The following is an 18,189-nucleotide window of genomic DNA, read 5'->3' on the forward strand; positions in this document are numbered from 1 at the left end:
AAGGGTGGCAAGGCGGTAGAAGCTGGGGGTTAAACGCCGAGGGCGCTCAGGCTGTGGGCGGCAGGGCGTCGCGCAACATGCCGGTTTGCGCGTGACAGTTGATGTACTCGAAGACCTGGCTCTTGGCGTCGGACACGGACACCTCGTGGTACAGCCTCAACTTCTTCAAGCCCGCGGCCACGCGAAAGAACGTCACGAAAATACGCAGGTGGGTCGGGTGGGATTCGGCCCAGCGTTCGAGTTTCTCCACTGAGCGCCAGTGACCGATGTTGTAGCTCAGGTCGAGCACGTTGCCGTCCAGGTCGATATTGCGCACGAACCTGTTGCTGTAGCAGCCCAACGGCTGGCCGTTGTCCCGCAGGAAGTCCATGCCGTCCTGCAACGTCGGTAAAATTTCGTCGAGGTAGAGCGAGCGTTCCTCTGCCTCGGCATCCGCCCAGTCCTGGCCGGAACGAATCAGTGTGAGGTTGTCATGCCCCAGCACCACCACGCGTCCGCCCTTGGCCGGGTCGCCCGCAACCACTTGCAGCTCGCTCGTGGGCTTCATCCAGTCGGTCTGGGAGATGGGGAAACGGTCGCGCATCGAGCCCCAGTAGCCGTGTTCTTCGATCTCGCCACTGGTGGCATCCATAACTGCGCCAACACCCGGCAGGTTCTCCTGGAAGGCGTACAGCGTCTCGAACTGCTCGGCACGCGGCGCGGTGATTTCGCGGAAGTAACCCAGGCCTTCACCCAGGCGATCCGGCGAACTCCACCAGTCATTCACCTGGGGTGAACGCAACCAGCGGCAATGGGCGGCAGGGTCTTTCCAGTACCCGACCACAATCAGATTATCAAAGCCGCTGCTGTCGGTGTGCTGGGTCAAATCGTAGTTCTGCGGGCCGTCGGCCTGGCTGAAACTGCCGACGATGTGACGCATCGCCTGCAAAGCAGCCTCGTGCTTGGCATCGCCTTGAAATTGCACGCCCAGATAAGCCATCACCACTTGTTGCAGTTGCTCGTCAGCGCGCGCCACCCACATCGGGAACGGCGGTTGATACTCCTCGGGCACGCGGCGGGACAGGGTGCGTGGGCATTTGAGATGTGTGTCGATTGCAGATTCCATCTTGAGGTCCTCGTTATTTTGGTTCAGGCCTACGGGTGGGCGTCAGCGCGTCGGCGGCAGGGGGCGCTTGGCGGCCTGCCGTCGGTGCAGCAGCTGCATGGTTCCCCATTCAATCAACCAATAAGCCGACTCCTCAGGTGCGAGATCGCGCCGTTGCAGAAGCCAGGAGCAGTCAGCCAATCGGGGTGAAGAGTGTCGATGCATGGCGTACCTCATCAGCGGGGTATGAGCTGCTGTGAGGTGGAAATTAGGCCGGCAGAGGAGGGCGCGCTTTGTTCGGTGAGACAACCGCTTGGTTGGCAAAGACAGGCCGGCTACGGAGGTTTACCTGTGGTCTGCGTTGGTGCACGCGGGCTGATGATGTGATGTGCTGTGCCCTTAAACGGGCCACAACTGCGGTGCGACGCGGGCCAACTGTGGGAGCGGGCTTGCCAGTCGATATCTATCTACCTGACACCCCGCGGTTAAACTTGTGGGAGCGGGCTTGCTCGCGAAGGCGGCCTGGCGGTCAACACAGTTGGATTGTGTGCATATCCATTGCTGCGGTAACGGCCGCTTAGGGTTCCGCCTGACGGCGGGTCACTTTGGAAAAGAGCCCCCTGCCGGTTTACCCCCCAAATCCCTGTCGAATTCCGGCCAGCGTGGTTTGACGGGGCGCCTAAGATCAAAAGCAGATCAAGAGCAAGAGCGGCTCGCTTCGCATCGTGGTTACCGTTGGCTGCAACCTAAGCCGGCCTGCCACTGCATTTGGCGCGTTAATTGCTTTGATGGCTGACAATCGGCCGCTCGTTACAACTTCTCGCGCGCCTATTGCATCGTTGTCGAGGTCAGCGTCATGAACCCGAACACTCAGTATTCGACCCTTGCCGTCCCTGCAACACGTCGGTTTGATTATTGGAAAGAAGTGGTCTGCCGCCATTGCCTGGCGGCCGATAGCAAACCCTTGTCCCAGAGCCGCTTTGATGGCTCGCTCACCCTTAATACAGTCGGTGCGCTGGACATCTGTACGCTGTCGTCACCGTTGCATTACTGGGAGCGTTCCGAGCAGCACCTGCGCAGCGGCCCGGCTGAAGATTTATGGTTGGGTTTCGCTCGAAAGGGCCATGGGCAAATCGAACAAGGCTCAAGAAAAGCCAACCTGGCAACGGGCAATTTGTTTCTTTATGACGCAACACAGGCGTTTCGCTTCAGCCTGGGTGGTACCGAAAACCACTTGATCCGTATTCCAAGAGCGTTGCTCACCGAGCGCCTGCCGCGTATTGCCGAGTACACCGCGATGGTCCTCGACGACCGGCGCCCAGGTGTAGTGCCCTTGCGCGAAATGCTGCACCAGGCCGCGAGCACGCCCGCGTCGCTGCAGGATGAGCGCATCTCCAATCGTTACTCAAGTGCTGTGCTTGATCTGCTGGTGATCAGCCTGGAACTCCAGGACCTGAAAACCAGCCATCAGGAAATAGACCTCTACGGCCGCATCATGCAATACATTCAACGCCACCTGACCGAGCCGGATCTGTCGATCGAAGCCATCGCCAAAGCCCACAATGTATCCACCCGCACCGTTACACGGGCCTTCGCCCGCTACCAGAAAACCCCCGTTGCAGAGATCTGGAAAGAGCGCCTGAATGCCAGCCGAGAAGCGATCGAGCGGGGCCAGGTGCGCAGTGTGTCCGAGGCGGCGCTGGACTTTGGGTTTTCTGATTTTTCGCATTTCAGCCATGCGTTTCGCAAGGCGTTTGGGGTGGCACCGAATACGCTTTTGCGCCGGGATTGAGGTTGGCGGGGTATTAAATCGTTGAGAGAAGGGGCGCTTTTGCCGGGTAGCGAGCCTCTGAAAAGCCAGGAATGATCAGCTTTACCAGCTACGCCTAGAGACTATCGGATCCCCAAAAAACATTTTGACTGGGCTCTAGGACGATGCTTTTAGGTCGATAAAACTTTTGTTTGCCCCCAATTTTGCCCCCATTCGTACCGAGTGAACGGGTGATCGCGAATGGCAATCTCCGACGGACTTCGCTATTCCTGGCCAGTTAGGTCGTTGGGCCAGGTTGCTGATCAACCGTTAGGCAAGTGCAACTGCACTTCCATGGCGTCATGAAGGAGTCTGACGACCTCGATCACGTCGTCGTTTGTCACACGATAGAACACGATATGGCGTGGGCTTTTGACTGTTCCATGGGGTTGTTTGGTCTGCTGGCGTGAATAGATGAGGTGATAGCTGCGAAGGCCCGGTGCAAGTTCATCGCGGTCGTGGCTGCCAATGCGATAAGGCGTGTCGGCAAGCGCTTGCAGCGCCGCGAGGATTAGCGCCTGGTAGCGCTGGCGTGCTTGATCGCCGAACTGCGTCTGGGAGAGCCTAAGGATGTCGACAATGTCGGCACGAGCCGGGTTGGAGATCCTATACTGCGGCATGCTCAGTGTTTCTCTCTCGCAGGGAGGGTTGCCTCCAGGCTCAAGCTCTCGAGGTAGTGCTCCAGATCACCCTCGTTCACCTGAGTAAAGCGCCCGTGCTCAAGATCCATGATGCCGATCGAGGTCGCCTGACGCAGTGCCTCAATTTTGGCGGTGTCTTCGGCGACGCGCTGCTCCAATAAACGTAAACCTTCTCGCATCACTTCGCTGGCATTCTGATAACGGCCGGACTGTACCAAGTCATGGATAACCTGTTCCTGGTGAGGGGTGAGTACAACGTTTCGCGTCGCCATAACTAGCTCCAGTTCTATGCAAAACAAGTACTTTTGATGTTGGCATATTATGCCAATTTCGCTCAGGAGAATAGCTTGGGGCCGACATCCGGCGATCAGGTGACGGCTGACTCGGCGCCAATCATCAAGGTTCAAAGTCATCTTCCCATAATGAAAGCAACCGGCAGATTGATTTGAAGATTGATATGCCTGACTGTGCGTGGGAGGAGGCGCGCGATGTGTGCTTCTCGATCCGCCCTGAAATCGATCGGCATGTTCGATGCCCATCAATATTTGCGTTTAGAGGCATCAAGAGAGGTTCCAATGCCCTACGAGTTAGAAAATCGCCTAGTGATCGGCGTCGCTTCCAGCGCTGTGTTTGATTTGCTGGCATCGGACGCAGTGTTTCAGCGTCAGGGGGAGGAGGAATACCGCAAGTTTCAGCAAAAAAATCTTCACGTCCCGCTTCCTAAGGGGATAGCGTTCCCCTTCATCAAGCGCTTACTGTCAGTGAATGACCTTAGCGTCGATCCTACGGATCCGCTCGTCGAGGTAATACTTCTTTCGCGTAATGATCCCGACACTGGCCTGCGCGTACTGAAGACTATCGAGCACTACGGGCTTGGGATGACAAGGGCGATTTTCATGCAGGGAAAATCTCCTTATGAATACATACCAGCACTGAATATCGCTTTATTTTTGTCGGGTGACAAAAAAGACGTGGAAGCAGCTATCAGGGCCGGGTACCCGGCTGGCCAGGTTCTCGATTCAAAATTTGAAGACGACGAGACTGATAAAACCCTACGCATCGCATTCGACTTTGACGGCGTGCTTGCCGGCGATGAGTCCGAAACAATCATGCAGGCCTCTGGATTGTCTGAGTTCCATGCGCACGAAGTGAAAAACGTCATGCAGCCCCATAACCCTGGGCCGCTGAAGGAATTCATGGTGCGGATATCCAAAATCCAGTCGGTCGAGGAGAAGCACAAAAAGCTCAATCCTGAATACGAAAACCGCATACGCGTCTCGATCGTCACAGCCCGCAATGCTCCGTCTCATGAGCGTGCGATGAATACACTCAAGAGTTGGGGTGTCATGGCTAACGACGCGTTCTTTCTGGGTGGCATTGAGAAAGGCAGGATTTTAGGTGTATTGAAACCGCACATCTTCTTTGATGATCAATCTGGGCACCTACAATCGACTAGCGCAGTTGCGCCATCTGTGCACATTCCTTTCGGCATTACCAACCATGGTGCGACAGTGGTTGCGCTGGAATCTGAAGCGGATCAGGTCCGGCAGGAGGTGTAACACGCAGGCTTGAGCGAGCAGTGTCACAGGCGTTCGTATCGGTTCTGTGCTGCGAAGAATCCTCAAGCGATAAGCGCGGAGCCAGCTTTCACCGCTGACTGAAGACCAAATGAAACGTTATCAGCAAATCTGGCTGGCGGGTTTTCTCAAGCTGCAGACTCGGCGGCTGGCTGTCCGGGAAGTGTTCGATGCGGTCAATGCCACGGGCGAAACGAAGAACGTGCGGCTGTGCCATTGCTTCACGTCAGACCGCGTATGCCTGTTAATGGCCAATTAAACTGACCCACCTCTGGCCAACAATTTTGACCCACCCATAGTGGCATTGGCCACCGACCATGTAGCGTCACCCGCCTTATGCACAGGCCGGGGACAGATCATTGAAGGAGTGGGTTGTGATTCACAAGATCAAGGGGTTGTATGACCAGGGCCGAGGCCTGTCGGTCCGTGCCATCAGTCGTGAGCTGGGGATTTCCCGGAACACCGTACGCAAGTATCTCCACCTGGATGAGATGCAGATCAGCGCTACCATTGCTGACCCTTCACGCACCAAGGTGCTCGACGAGCACCGCGATTATCTGATTAATCAGTTGGGTCAGTTTCCAGCCCTGAGCGCAGTCAAGCTGGCCCGTCGCCTGAGGGAGCGCACCACCGAGCTGGCGGTGTCAGACCGGAGCATTCGCCGCTATGTGCAAGCGCTCAAGCAGCAGGTTGCCAGTGGCCAGTTGCGCTATTACGAGCCGGTCGTTGAGTCAGTGCCTGGCGTGCAGTGTCAGGTCGACCCCGGTGAGCTGCGAGGCGTCATGATTGGCGGCCTGGAGCGTGTCGTTCATTTTGTGGTGTTTGTGCTGTCCTGTTCACGGCTGATGTATGTCGGTCTGAACTTCCGGCCGCTGGATACCGAACGGTTTATCCAGATGCACGACGAGGCCTTCCGCTACTTCGGCGGCGTCACCGAGGAGTGCATCTACGATCAGACCAAGATGGTGGTGATCAACGAGCAGTACCGTGAGCTGACGCTGAACCAGCGCTTCCACCAGTATGCGACTACCGTCGGGTACCGCATCCATGCCTGCGAGGGCTATGACCCGGAGAGCAAGGGCAAGGTGGAGGCCGGGGTCAAGTACGTCAAGCGTGACTGCTTCTACGGCGAGCACTTCCAGGACGAGGCCGCCGTCCGACAGCACCTGAATGATTGGCTCGAGACTGTCGCCAACGCACGCGTGCACGGCACGACGGGGCAGCATCCAAGAGCGCATTTCGAGGCACTGGAGCGTAGTCAGCTCAAGCCCTATCTCGTCCCGCAGAACCTGCTGCACGTGGCGCCGACAAGGGAGACCCGCAAGGTCGACAAGACCGGCTTGATCTCATGGCAGGCCAACAAGTACTCGGTACCCATGGCCTGGCAGCAAGCCCGTGTCGGTGTCAGCGCACAGGACAACCAGTTGCTGATCCATGACCTGGAGAGCGGTGAACTCATAGCCACCCATGACCTGTGCAAGGCCAAGGGCCGGATGATCAAGAACAACAACCATTACCGAGACCATGCCCAGCGCATTACCGACCTGGAGCGCGGCATCGACTCGATCCTGCCCGATGCCCTTGGGGCAACCCTGTGCCAACTGCTCAAGCGTACTTCGCCGCGTATCTACAAGGATCAGCTGGTTGCTGCACGCGACCTGCTCATGGCCCATGCGCCGGTTGATACGGCGTTGCTCGGCGAGTTGTGCGAGCGCAGTGAACTGACCGCCACCGGGCTCAAGCGCTACCTCGAAGCATGGCAGCAAGCCAAGGCGCGGGGCCGGATCATCGGCGACCATGACTATGCGCCAGAGGCCGGTAGCCAGGTTAGTCACGCCGACCTGAACGCTTATGCCCGCATTGGCCAGTCGACTGGCCACGGGGTGACCCAATGAGCCTGCTCGACAGCACTATCGCGCAGTACCGAAGCCTGCGCCTCAGCGCGACCGCGGGTGAGCTGGCCACCCTGCTGGCCAGAGCCGAAGCCAATGAACTGTCCTACCTGAGCTTCGCCCAGTCACTGGTCGAGCATGAGCTTAACGCCCGCTCCAGTAGCCGCGTAAGCCGCAACCTCAAGCAGGCGCAGTTCCCCTCGGAGAAGCATCTGGAGGCCTTCGATTACCGGCACCAGACCACCATCACCAAGCGCCAGGTCAGCACCTTGCTGGACTTCAGCTTTATCGACAACCGCGACAACCTGGTGTTCATCGGACCACCGGGTGTGGGCAAGACCCACTTGGCCATTGGGATTGGCCACAAGGCGGTTCAGGCGGGCTACAAGGTGCTGTTCCGCACGGCTCTGGCGTTGGTCGAGGATCTGGAGCTGGCGGAAATGAAGGGCGAGCTGAAGAAGCGCCTTAATCAGCTGAGCAAATACGACGTGCTGATCATCGATGAGCTGGGCTACCTGCCGATGACGCGCCAAGCCCGGTACAACCTGTTCCAGTTAATCAACAACCTGTACGAGTACCGCTCGGTCATCCTGACCACCAACAAGGACTTCACCAGCTGGGGCGAGTTCTTCCATGACGACAACGTGGCCGTGCCCATCATCGACCGCGTGATCCACCATTCACACATCTTTATGCTGGGAGGTGAGAGCTATCGTTTGAAGCAGAAAACCGGCGGTTAGCGGTGAGCAAGTGGGTCAATTCTATTGGCCAAAAGTGGGTCAAAATTAATGGCCATTGACAATGCCCAGGAGAAGGGCATCACGGCGCGTGACTGCACTGCCGAGTAAAGCGCCGCTCAGGCGGCGCTCGCGATAGCGTGCTGGCCAGGGATGGCGCCAATCAGCTCACGGGTGTAATCGCTGGTCGGGCGGTTGAAGATGCGCTCCACCGAACCCTGTTCGACCACCCGGCCATTGCGCAACACCAGCACCTCATGGGCGAAGTTGGCGACCACCGACAAGTCGTGGGACACCAGCACGTAGGCGATGCCCATGTCCCGTTGCAGCTCTTGCAGCAGTTCAAGGATGTGCGCCTGCACGGACACGTCGAGGGCGCTGACCGGTTCATCCAGTAGCAATAGATCCGGTTTCAGCGCCAGGACGCGGGCGATGGCGACCCGTTGGCACTGGCCGCCGGAAAGCTCGCGCGGCAGGCGATCGAGGAAACTCACCGGCAAATGCACGCGACTGATCAGCTCGCGCGCGGCCTGTTCCAGGGCAGGGCCCTTGAGCAAGCCGAACGACACCAGCGGTTCGACGATGCTGTCGAACACTGTGAAGCGTGGGTCCAGCGCCGCAAACGGGTTTTGTTGCACCAGTTGCAGGCGCTGGCGCAGCGGGCGGAAGTCGCGCCAGCTGAGGTCGGTGACGTCCTGTTGCTCGAACCACACCCGCCCGTGGCTGGGTTTTTCCAGGCCGAGGGCGATGCGCAGCGCGGTGCTTTTGCCTGAGCCGGACTCGCCGACAATCGCCAGGGTCTGCCCGGGGTAGACCTGGAGGCTGAGGTCCTCCAGCGCGACAAAGGTCGCGTCTTCGCCCTTGACCTTGGGCAGCACGAACGTCTTGCCAACGTTTTGCAGCTGCAGGATCGGCGGCTGCGTCGGGGCCGGCCTGGCCAGCGGCTGGCGGCGCGTGGCGAACGCTGGCGCGGCGGCGATCAAGGCGCGGGTGTAGTCATGCTGCGGCGCGCCGAGAATCTGCCGTGGTGCCCCTTGCTCCACCACTTGTCCCTGTTGCATCACCAGGACGCGGTCGGCGCGATCCAGCGCCACGCCAAGGTCATGGGTGATGATCAGCAACGAAATTCCGCGCTCACTGACCAGCCGTTTCAGGTGGTCGAGGATCTTGCGCTGCACGGTGACGTCGAGGGCACTGGTCGGTTCGTCGGCGATGATCAAGCGTGGGTTGCCGGCCAGGGCGATGGCGATCAGCACACGCTGGCGCATACCCCCGGAGAGTTCATGCGGGTACTGGCGCGCGCGCAGTACCGGCTTGGCGATACCGACCTGTTGCAGTAGCTCGACGATATCCGCATCGACGCCGGGGTAGCGCTTGCCCTTGGCCAAGATCAGCGCCTCGGCAATCTGCTGGCCAATACGCAGGGTCGGGTTGAGGCTGACCATCGGGTCCTGGGGCACCAGGCCGATGGTGCGCCCGCGCAGGCCGCGTCTCTGGCGTTCGCTGGCGTGGGTGAGGTTGTTGCCGTCCACCCACAGCTCGCCGGCGCTGATGGTTGCGCTGCCCGGCAACAGGCCGAGAATCGCGTTGGCCAGGGTGGATTTACCCGAGCCGGACTCGCCGACAATCGCCAGCGTCTCGCCTTGGGTGATGGTCAGTGACAGCTGGTTTACCGCCAGGTTGCCGTGCCGGTAGCTGACACTCAGCTGGCGAACATCAACTAAAGCATTCATCGCTGAACCTCCTCGAACGTGCGGGCAATGTGGTTGAGGCTGAATACCACCGCGACCAGGAACAGGCCGGGCAGCAACGACACCCAGGGGGCGGTGATCAGAAAGTGCCGACCGTTGGCGATCAACGTGCCCCATTCGGCGGCCGGAGGCGCGGCGCCAAAACCGAGAAAACTCAGGCCGGCGGTTGCGAGGATGGCTGCGCCGAAATCCAGGGTCGCCAGTACCGCCACGGGGCCCCATGCGTTGGGCAGGATGTGCCGCAGCAAGGTGCGGCCCCAGCTAGCGCCGCCCAGGCGTGCGGCTTCCACGTACGGCAGGGTCTTGACGCGTAGCACTTCGGCGCGGGTGGTGCGGGCGAATCCGGGGATAATCCCGACGCCCACGGCGATAGCCACCGGCACCGTGCCGAAGCCGATGGCGGTGACAATCGCCAGAGCCAGCAGCAAGCCGGGCAAGGCGAGCAACACGTCGACAATCCGCATGATTACCGCGTCGATACGCCCACCAGCAAAGCCAGACAGAATGCCCAGCCCGAGCCCGCCCAACAACGCGATCCCCACCGCCAGAAAGGCCGCCAGCACCGACAGGCTGGAGCCGTAGACCATCCGGGTGTACAGGTCGCGGCCCAGCTCGTCGGTGCCGAACCAGTGGGTCAGGTTCGGCGCCGTGAGCTTGACCGCAGGTGCGGTGGCATAAGGGTCGAAGCTGGTCAACCACTGGGGCGCCACGGCGGCCAGCAATGAAAACAACACAATCAACACTGCCAGGCTGAAGCCCGGTCGCCGCAGCAACGGCATGATCGTCGCCGTGGCACGTTGTCGGCGGGTGCGGCGTTGCCAGAGTGGGGGCGTAAGGCCGAGGTTTTGCTCAAGGATCGTCATGGTCTAGGACACCTTTGGCGTGTGGGAAATGCGCGGGTCGAGCCACGGGTACAGCAAATCCACCAGCAGGTTGACCAGCACAAAGGCTGCCGCCGACACCGCGACAATCGCCAGCACCACCGGGATGTCCTGGCGCAGCACGGCCTCCTGGGCCAGGCGGCCGATGCCGGAGCGGGCGAAGATGGTTTCCACCAGCACCGCACCGGACACCGTGTTGCCCACCTGCAGGCCGATCAGGGTGAGAATCGGCAGCGCCGCGTTGCGAAACCCATGGCGCGCCTGCACCTGGCCACGGTTCAGGCCCTTGGCGTAGGCGGTGACGATATACGGCTCCTGCCACACTCCCTGGAAGCTGCGCTGCAGCACTTGGGCATACACCGCCGCACTTGGAATCGCCAGGGTGATCGCCGGCAGTACCAGGCTTTCAAAGCCCCGGCTGCCGGTGGCGGGGAACCAGCCGAGGCCGAAGGCAAACACCTGGATCAGCAACAGGCCCATCCAGAACACCGGCACCGAAAACCCCAGGGACGGCAGGCGCGCCAAGGCTTTTTTCAGCGGTTGCCAGCGAATGTAGGCGGTCAGGTAGGCCAGGCCGATGCCGCCGACCAGCGACAACACAATCGCCAGGCCGGCCAGGGACAGGGTTTGCGGCAGGCGCTCGGCGAGTAACTCGGATACCGGGCGGTTCAGCGACAGGGACTGGCCGAAGTCGCCGTGCAAGGCGCCCAGCAGCAGGTCGACATATTGCTCGAACAGGCCCTTGTCCAGGCCGTAATAGGCCCGCGCCTTGGCCAGGTCGGCCACCGACAGTGAATCGGCCTCCATGCCCGAAGCACTGAGCATGATCGACAGCGTGTCGCCCGGCAGCAGATAGAGGATCAAGTAGGTGATGCTATAGGCCCCCCACAGCACCAGCAGAGCCTGGCCGACGCGTCCGATCAGGTAGCGGCTCATGGTGTGCCGATCTCGATATCACCCAGCAGCGCGAAGCCCTCGGCAGTCCAGCGAAAGTTCTTCACCTTCGGCGACGTTGCCGCCTGCCACACGCGCTCGTACACCGGGAACGCAGAGCTTTCGTCGATCAGAAGGTCCTGCAGGTCGCCATAGGCGGCGGCACGCTGTGCGCCTTGGGTGGCCGTAATGCCGGCTTCGAACAAGCCCTTGGCTTTTTCCAGGGTGGCCGGTTCGTAGGTGTTAGTGGCCACGGTGGAACTGTTGGCGCTGCGCGGGTCGAGGATGGTTTGCAGGATGATCGGGTCAGCGCGAGTCATATAGTTGATGGTCAGGTCGTAGTTGCCGGCGGAGTTGTTGGCCACCCATTCGGCGCGGGTCACCACGTTGAGCTTCAGCTCGATGCCGACCTTGCGCAGTTGGTCCTGGATCAGCACGTCACCCGCGGTTTCGGCCGGGCTGATGTTGTAGCTCAGGCTCAGACGCTTGCCGTTTTTGCTGCGGTAACCGTCCGCGCCCTTGGCCCAGCCGGCTTGATCCAACAGTTTTTCGGCAACTGCCGGGTCGTAGCCGAGCTTGCTGCCCTGGCTTTTGAAGTAAGGCGTGGTTACGTCGAAAATGCCATCCACCACTGGAAACTCGGCGTTATATACGGTGCTGGCGTAGCTCTTGCGGTCGATGGACTTCTGCACGGCCAGGCGCACTTGTTGATCGGCGAGGATGCGCTCGCCACGGGTGTTGGGGTACAGGTTCAGCGCCGGGCCCGGCAGCGAGCGGCTTTGGATGGTCGCGCCCTTGGATTGGAACAGCTTGAGGTCGACCTCCGAAAACGGGTTGCGTGGCCACAGTATGTCGGCCTTGCCCTGCAAGAACAGGCCGTTGCGCACGCTCTCTTCGGGGATGTAGCTGATGTCGACGGCGTCCAGGTGTGCCTCACCCGGGTTCTTCATATTCGCCGAGGGCCACGCGTAACCCTTGCGTTTTGTCAGGCGCGCGCCGACTTCCGGGGTATAGCTGGCCAGCACAAACGGCCCGGTACCGATGATCTTGCCCAGAGAGCGTTCCTTGACCGTGAGTGCGTAGGACGCGGGCGCAAGGATTGCCAAGTTGGTGGTAGAAGTGGCTTGTAAAAAGCCCGCGTTGGGTTTGGCCAGCACCAGCTTGACGGTGAAGTCGTCGACCACTTCGGCGTGGTCATAACCTGCCAGGTAGGTGGCGCCGAAGGTCGCCGGCAGCTGGGTGGCCAGTGCCTTGTCGCTGTCGAACGCGTTTTTTACCGCTTTTGCGTCGAAGCGCTCGCCGTTGCTGAACGTCACGTTATCGCGCAAGTGAAAGGTGTAGGTCAGCGCGTCGTCACTGATGTCCCAGCTCTTGGCCAGCCAGGGGATGATCTTGCCGGTGGCCGGGTCTTGGTCGGTGAGCGACTCGGCGACATTGCGCAGCAGCACGCGGTGTTCCAGCCAGTACACCTGGAATGGGTCGACGCTGACCAGGGTGGTGTTGTCGCCAAAAAATGCAATGTTCAGGGTTTTGTTCGCTTGCGCCTGGTCGCCCGAAGGTGAGCAGGCGGCCAGGCTGATCGCCAGGGCGCAGGGGGCCAGCAGACGGCTCATCAAGTTGGAGGTGTTCAATGGGGTGCCCTCGTTTGGCGATGTGAATCAGAAGTCGTAGGCCAGCTTGGTGTACCGCCGCCAGCAGCAGCGAACTGGTCAACAGCGACAGGTGGAATTTTTTCAGCGGGGCGGGGTGAGAAATATCGGGCATATCGAGAGAGATCCATGTCGGGGGTACGTCCTCCGCCAGGCATGGGGTCGGTCTGTGAAGTGAAGATATCTCTATAAAAAACTGCGGGGAAAGTCTTTTTTAGAATAAGCTAATTATTAGATATTGTTATCTTGTAGTTTTATAAGATCACCTATTTTTATTACCCGGCTGGTGCGGCGTGTCTGCTCGCCGTTGGATGTGCGCGACGTCATCGCCTGTCATAATCCACCCGTCTCACCCCTAACCCCCACACGGAGGCCATGCCATTGATGGTGCTGTTCAATCGATTGAGCGCGTTTTCCATCCAGGCGCGCAGGGCACTGAAGCTGGTCTGGGGGACGTCGCGCCCCTTATTCATAGGCCTGCTGCTGGCCACCATCGTTGCAGGTCTGTTGCCTGCGCTGGCTGCCTGGATCGGCCAGCGTATTGTCGACGGCGTGGTGCATGCGATGCAGATTCATGCAGCCGGCAGCCAGGCACCCGTGTGGCCAGTGATGCAATACGTGCTGGCCGAGGCGGGCGTGTTGGGGCTGCTGGCCGCCGCTCAGCGTGCGTTGTCAATGCAGCAATCTTTGCTGCGTGTGCAGTTGGGGGTGAAGGTCAACCTGATGATTCTGGAGAAGGCCCAGACCCTCTCGCTCACGCAATTTGAAGACGCCGAGTTCCACGACAAGCTGGTGCGCGTGCGCCAGGGCGCGTCGACACGGCCGCTGAGCCTGGTCACCAAGGGCCTGGGGTTGGTGCAGAACCTGATCTCGCTGGTCAGCTTTGCCGTGTTGTTAGTGCACTTTTCGCCGTGGGCGCTGGTGATTCTGGTGGTCGGCGCCTTACCGGTTTTCTTCGCCGAGACGCATTTCTCGGGCAATGCGTTTCGCCTGTTCCACCGGCGTGCGCCGGAGACCCGTCAACAGAATTACCTGGAATCGCTGCTGTCCCACGAGACCCACGCCAAAGAGGTCAAGCTGTTCGGCCTGGCGCCGCTGTTCCTCAAGCGCTACCGCGACAACGCCCGGCGCTTGTACGCCGAAGACCGCCAGTTGACGGTGCGCCGGGATGCCTGGGGCTTTGCCCTGGGCCTGCTGGGCACCGCGGCGTTTTATGTGGCTTACGCCTGGGTGGTGCTGGACACCGTGCGCGGCCAGACCAGCCTGGGGCAGATGACCATGTACATCGTGCTGTTCAAGCAGGGGCAAAGCGCGATCACCGCCAGCCTCAGCGCGATTGCCGGCCTGTATGACGACAGTCTGTTTCTCTCAGACCTTTATGAGTACCTGCTAACCCCAGTGGTCGTGCCGAGTGGCCGGCTTACCCAGGGCGCGCGTCCCGGCGACGGTCTGCGTTGCGAGCACGTGGGGTTCAGTTACCCCGGCGCTGAGCGGCCGGCATTGGCTGACATCAACCTGCACTTGGCGCCGGGGCAAAGCCTGGCCCTGGTGGGCGAGAATGGCTCGGGCAAAACCAGCCTGATCAAACTGCTCACGCGCCTGTATACCCCGCACGAGGGGCGTATTCTGCTGGATGGCAGCGACTTGCAAGACTGGGATGAACAGACACTGCGCCAGCGCATTGGGGTGATTTTCCAGGATTACATCCGCTACCAGATGACCGTCGGCGAGAACCTTGGCGTGGGTGACGTCGATGCGCTGAACGACGAGCCGCGCTGGCGCACGGCTGCAACCCAGGGGGTGGCCGCCGAGTTCATCGAACGCCTGAGCAAGACCTACGGCACACAGTTAGGGCGCTGGCTTGGCGGCCAGGAGTTGTCGGGTGGGCAATGGCAGAAGGTTGCCTTGTCACGCGCATATATGCGCCAGGAGGCGGATCTGCTGATTCTTGACGAGCCGACGGCGGCGCTGGACGCCAGCGCCGAGGCGGCGGTGTTCGAGCACTTTCGCGAACACGCCAAGGGCCGCATGACGTTGTTGATTTCCCATCGATTCTCCAGCGTGCGCAATGCCGACCACATCATCGTGCTGGACGGCGGGCGAATCCTGGAGGAGGGCAGTCATCATCAACTGATGGCGGCGGGTGGGCGCTATGCCGAGTTGTTCGATGTTCAGGCGCGGGGGTATCGCTAGGTCGCGAGCGCCACGCCCGACGATACCTCCAGGGTATCCCTCCAGACTTTATCCATATTGGACGCCCCCCTACCCAAGCGTCAGCCTGAGCCCAATAACGATAAAAGAGTCGCGACCATGACCGTGCTATTGAGTGAGCGCAGCCAGATTTTCCAGGGCGCCGATGCCTACGCGGTGTCGGACTACGTCAACCAGCATGTGGGCAGCCACTGCATTCGCCTGCCTCCCAGGGGCCGGCCCCGGGCAAGTATCAGCCATCGCACCTTCGCCAGCCTGGACCTGTGCCGCATCAGCTACGGCGCACCGGTGCGGGTCACGTCGGTGGCGCTGGAGACCATCTACCACCTGCAGATCCTCTTGAGCGGGCATTGCCGCTCCAACTCCCGTGGCGAGGATGATGTGTTCGGGCCGGGGGAAATTCTGCTGATCAACCCGGACGACCCGGTAGACCTGACCTATTCCGCCGACTGCGAAAAATTCATCATCAAACTGCCGGTGCGCCTGCTGGAAAACGCCTGCCTGGAGCAGCACTGGAGCCTGCCGCGGGCGGGGGTCCGCTTCACGACCGCCCGCCACGCGCTCAGTGAAATGGGCGGCTTCCTGCCGTTGCTCGGGTTGATCTGCCATGAGGCGGAAAACGCTGCCGAGCCCCACATGCAAGGCCTGTACGAACGCATCGTGGCCAACAAGCTGCTGGCATTGCTGGGCAGCAATGTGTTGCGAGAGACACCCCGGACTGCCCACGGCGGTGGGTTTGAAGCGGTGCACGAATTTATCCAGCAGCACTTGGGCGATGACATCAGCGTCGAACAGTTGATGGCCGTGGCCAACGTCAGTGAACGTTCGCTATACAGCATGTTTGAGCGCCAGGTGGGGCTGTCGCCGCGCGATTACGTACGCCGCTGCAAACTCGAACGCGTACATGCACGCTTGCAACTGAGCAGCACGCGCAGCGTGACCGAGGTGGCTTTGGACCATGGGTTCATGCACTTGGGACGGTTCTCCGAGGCCTATCGCAAACGCTTCGGCGAACTACCGTCGCAGACCTGGAAACGCCATCGTTAAGCGACGTGCGCCTGGCGGATAGCGATGTGCAGGCAGCGGATATTGACGGGCAGGGCGAACACGTACGGTGAGGGCGCCTGATACAAGAACAACGGAGGGCCCGCCCCATGATCAGTACACTCGACCGACTCGCCTGCCAATTGCGCGAGTCCGTACAGGAAGACCCCGCCACTGGGGTGTTCCGCTGCCGCCGCGACATCTTCACCGACCCCGACCTGTTTGCCCTGGAGATGAAACACATCTTCGAAGGCGGCTGGATCTACCTGGCCCATGAAAGCCAGGTGCCGCAGATCAACGATTACTTCACCACCTGGATCGGCCGGCAGCCGGTGGTCATCACCCGTGACAAGCACGGCGCGCTGCATGGTCTGGTCAACGCCTGCGCGCATCGCGGCGCCATGCTGTGCCGGCGCAAACAAGGCAACAAGGGCTCATTCACTTGCCCCTTCCATGGCTGGACGTTCAGCAACGCCGGCAAGCTGCTCAAGGTAAAGGACGCAAAGACCGGCGCCTACCCGGATAGCTTCGACTGCGACGGCTCCCATGACCTCAAGCGCCTGGCGCGCTTTGAAAACTACCGCGGTTTCCTGTTCGCCAGCCTCAGCGATGCGGTGCCGGAACTCAGCGATTACTTAGGCGAAACCCGGGTCATCATCGACCAGATGGTCGACCAGGCCCCTTTGGGCCTGGAGGTGCTGCGCGGCAGCTCATCCTATGTCTATGACGGCAACTGGAAGCTGCAAATCGAAAACGGCGCCGACGGTTACCACGTCAGTTCCGTGCACTGGAACTACTCGGCGACCATGGGCCGGCGCAACTACGACGCCGAAGGCACGCGCACCGTCGACGCCAATGGCTGGTCGAAAAGCCTGGGCGGCGTCTACGCCTTCGACCACGGGCATATCCTGCTGTGGACGCGCCTGCTCAACCCCGAAGTGCGCCCGGTGCACGCTCACCGCGAGGCCTTGGCCGAACGCCTGGGCCAAGCGCGCGCTGACTTTATCGTCGACCAGACCCGCAACCTCTGCCTCTACCCCAATGTGTACCTGATGGACCAGTTCTCGACCCAGATCCGCGTGGTGCGGCCCCTCGCCGTGGATAAAACCGAAGTGACAATCTATTGCATGGCGCCCATCGGCGAAAGCGCCCAGGAGCGCGCCACGCGGATTCGCCAGTACGAAGACTTCTTCAATGTCAGCGGCATGGGCACCCCGGATGACCTCGAGGAGTTCCGCGCCTGCCAGACCGGTTACCAGGGCGCGAGCACCCTGTGGAATGACTTGAGCCGTGGCGCCAAGCAGTGGGTCGAGGGCGCGGACGAAAATGCCTTGGCCATGGGTATGCAACCGCAGCTCAGCGGGGTCAAGACCGAGGACGAGGGCTTGTTTGTGCGCCAGCATGCGCACTGGGCCCAAAGCCTGCAGCGTGCGATCGAGCGCGAACAGCAAGGGCTGATTGCCAGCGACCGTGAGGTGCAGCCATGAGCCTTGCCCGTGACCACCTGCTGGATTTTCTTTACCGTGAGGCGCGCCTGCTCGACGACCGCCAATGGGATGACTGGCTGGCGTGCTATTCGCCCAAGGCCGAGTTCTGGATGCCCGCCTGGGACGATCACGACACCCTCACAGAAGACCCGCAGCGCGAAATCTCGCTGATCTACTACCCCAACCGTGACGGCCTGGAAGACCGCATCTTTCGCATCAAGACTGAGCGCTCCAGCGCCAGCACGCCCGAGCCGCGCACCGTGCACATGCTGTGCAACCTCGAAGTGCTGGCCGACGACGGCGCGCAGGTGGACCTGCGTTTCAACTGGCACACCCTCAGCCACCGCTACAAAACCACCGACAGTTATTTCGGTACCTCCTTCTATCGCCTCGACACCCGTGCCGAGCAGCCGCTGATAACGCGCAAGAAGGTGGTGCTTAAAAACGATTACATCCACCAGGTCATCGACATCTACCACATCTGAGGACACC

General features: G+C 60.6%; 16 protein-coding genes. 9 read left to right on the top strand and 7 right to left on the bottom strand.

The window, feature by feature from the left end; all coding sequences use genetic code 11:
* Nucleotides 1–46 precede the first annotated feature (46 nt).
* Complete coding sequence (gene oxdA, locus ACWHXD_RS13765; protein WP_138763028.1) at nt 47–1,105, bottom strand: aliphatic aldoxime dehydratase; 1,059 nt, start codon at nt 1,103–1,105, stop codon at nt 47–49.
* An 835-nt stretch (nt 1,106–1,940) separates the two neighbouring features.
* On the opposite strand from oxdA, the gene ACWHXD_RS13770 reads away from it, so the two are divergent.
* On the top strand, nt 1,941–2,876 hold the full coding sequence (locus tag ACWHXD_RS13770) for an AraC-like ligand-binding domain-containing protein (RefSeq protein ID WP_138763027.1): 936 nt from the start codon (nt 1,941–1,943) through the stop codon (nt 2,874–2,876).
* A gap of 281 nt (nt 2,877–3,157) precedes the next feature.
* On the opposite strand, the gene ACWHXD_RS13775 is transcribed toward ACWHXD_RS13770, so the two are convergent.
* Both ACWHXD_RS13775 and ACWHXD_RS13780 read right to left on the bottom strand, forming a co-directional pair.
* Nucleotides 3,158–3,514, bottom strand: a complete 357-nt coding sequence (locus tag ACWHXD_RS13775) for a type II toxin-antitoxin system RelE/ParE family toxin (protein ID WP_032891976.1) — start codon at nt 3,512–3,514, stop codon at nt 3,158–3,160.
* 2 nt (nt 3,515–3,516) lie between these two features.
* On the bottom strand, nt 3,517–3,807 hold the full coding sequence (locus tag ACWHXD_RS13780) for a type II toxin-antitoxin system ParD family antitoxin (RefSeq protein WP_032891975.1): 291 nt from the start codon (nt 3,805–3,807) through the stop codon (nt 3,517–3,519).
* 303 nt (nt 3,808–4,110) lie between these two features.
* On the opposite strand from ACWHXD_RS13780, the gene ACWHXD_RS13785 reads away from it, so the two are divergent.
* From ACWHXD_RS13785 to istB, 4 genes are all read left to right on the top strand, one after another.
* The gene (locus ACWHXD_RS13785) at nt 4,111–5,094 is read left to right on the top strand and encodes a 5'-nucleotidase (RefSeq protein ID WP_192901664.1); all 984 of its coding nucleotides are present in this window, start codon (nt 4,111–4,113) and stop codon (nt 5,092–5,094) included.
* Between the two features lie 109 nt (nt 5,095–5,203).
* Nucleotides 5,204–5,371: a hypothetical protein gene (locus ACWHXD_RS13790; protein ID WP_499084124.1), complete on the top strand. Its 168-nt coding sequence runs from the start codon at nt 5,204–5,206 to the stop codon at nt 5,369–5,371.
* A gap of 115 nt (nt 5,372–5,486) precedes the next feature.
* Nucleotides 5,487–7,007, top strand: coding sequence for an IS21 family transposase (istA, locus tag ACWHXD_RS13795; protein ID WP_081273177.1), 1,521 nt, complete (start codon nt 5,487–5,489; stop codon nt 7,005–7,007).
* The gene (istB, locus tag ACWHXD_RS13800) at nt 7,004–7,744 is read left to right on the top strand and encodes an IS21-like element helper ATPase IstB (protein ID WP_064491510.1); all 741 of its coding nucleotides are present in this window, start codon (nt 7,004–7,006) and stop codon (nt 7,742–7,744) included. The genes istA and istB overlap by 4 nt, the downstream gene beginning before the upstream one ends.
* A gap of 116 nt (nt 7,745–7,860) precedes the next feature.
* On the opposite strand, the gene ACWHXD_RS13805 is transcribed toward istB, so the two are convergent.
* From ACWHXD_RS13805 to ACWHXD_RS13820, 4 genes are read right to left on the bottom strand one after another with little or no spacing between them, the layout of a single operon-like run.
* A complete protein-coding gene (locus ACWHXD_RS13805; protein ID WP_032891973.1) occupies nt 7,861–9,474 on the bottom strand; it encodes a dipeptide ABC transporter ATP-binding protein in 1,614 nt (537 codons plus the stop codon).
* Nucleotides 9,471–10,355, bottom strand: coding sequence for an ABC transporter permease (locus tag ACWHXD_RS13810; RefSeq protein ID WP_032891972.1), 885 nt, complete (start codon nt 10,353–10,355; stop codon nt 9,471–9,473). The genes ACWHXD_RS13805 and ACWHXD_RS13810 overlap by 4 nt, the downstream gene beginning before the upstream one ends.
* 3 nt (nt 10,356–10,358) lie before the next feature.
* Complete coding sequence (locus tag ACWHXD_RS13815) at nt 10,359–11,309, bottom strand: ABC transporter permease (RefSeq protein WP_032891971.1); 951 nt, start codon at nt 11,307–11,309, stop codon at nt 10,359–10,361.
* On the bottom strand, nt 11,306–12,919 hold the full coding sequence (locus ACWHXD_RS13820; RefSeq protein ID WP_192901663.1) for an ABC transporter substrate-binding protein: 1,614 nt from the start codon (nt 12,917–12,919) through the stop codon (nt 11,306–11,308). Before ACWHXD_RS13820 ends, ACWHXD_RS13815 begins: the two co-directional genes overlap by 4 nt.
* A gap of 420 nt (nt 12,920–13,339) precedes the next feature.
* On the opposite strand from ACWHXD_RS13820, the gene ACWHXD_RS13825 reads away from it, so the two are divergent.
* The 4 genes from ACWHXD_RS13825 to benB all read left to right on the top strand — a co-directional run bounded on the left by ACWHXD_RS13825 (nt 13,340) and on the right by benB (nt 18,182).
* A complete protein-coding gene (locus ACWHXD_RS13825; RefSeq protein ID WP_056785714.1) occupies nt 13,340–15,148 on the top strand; it encodes an ABC transporter ATP-binding protein in 1,809 nt (602 codons plus the stop codon).
* Nucleotides 15,149–15,265: 117 nt separating this feature from the next.
* Entirely contained in the window at nt 15,266–16,213 is a 948-nt protein-coding gene (locus ACWHXD_RS13830) for an AraC family transcriptional regulator (RefSeq protein WP_138763024.1), read from the top strand.
* 107 nt (nt 16,214–16,320) lie between these two features.
* On the top strand, nt 16,321–17,697 hold the full coding sequence (locus ACWHXD_RS13835) for a Rieske 2Fe-2S domain-containing protein (protein WP_032891968.1): 1,377 nt from the start codon (nt 16,321–16,323) through the stop codon (nt 17,695–17,697).
* Nucleotides 17,694–18,182 (top strand): benzoate 1,2-dioxygenase small subunit, encoded by a 489-nt coding sequence (benB, locus tag ACWHXD_RS13840; RefSeq protein ID WP_032891967.1) that lies wholly within the window; start codon nt 17,694–17,696, stop codon nt 18,180–18,182. The genes ACWHXD_RS13835 and benB overlap by 4 nt, the downstream gene beginning before the upstream one ends.
* Nucleotides 18,183–18,189 lie beyond the last annotated feature (7 nt).

The organism is Pseudomonas fjordensis, from assembly GCF_976987115.1.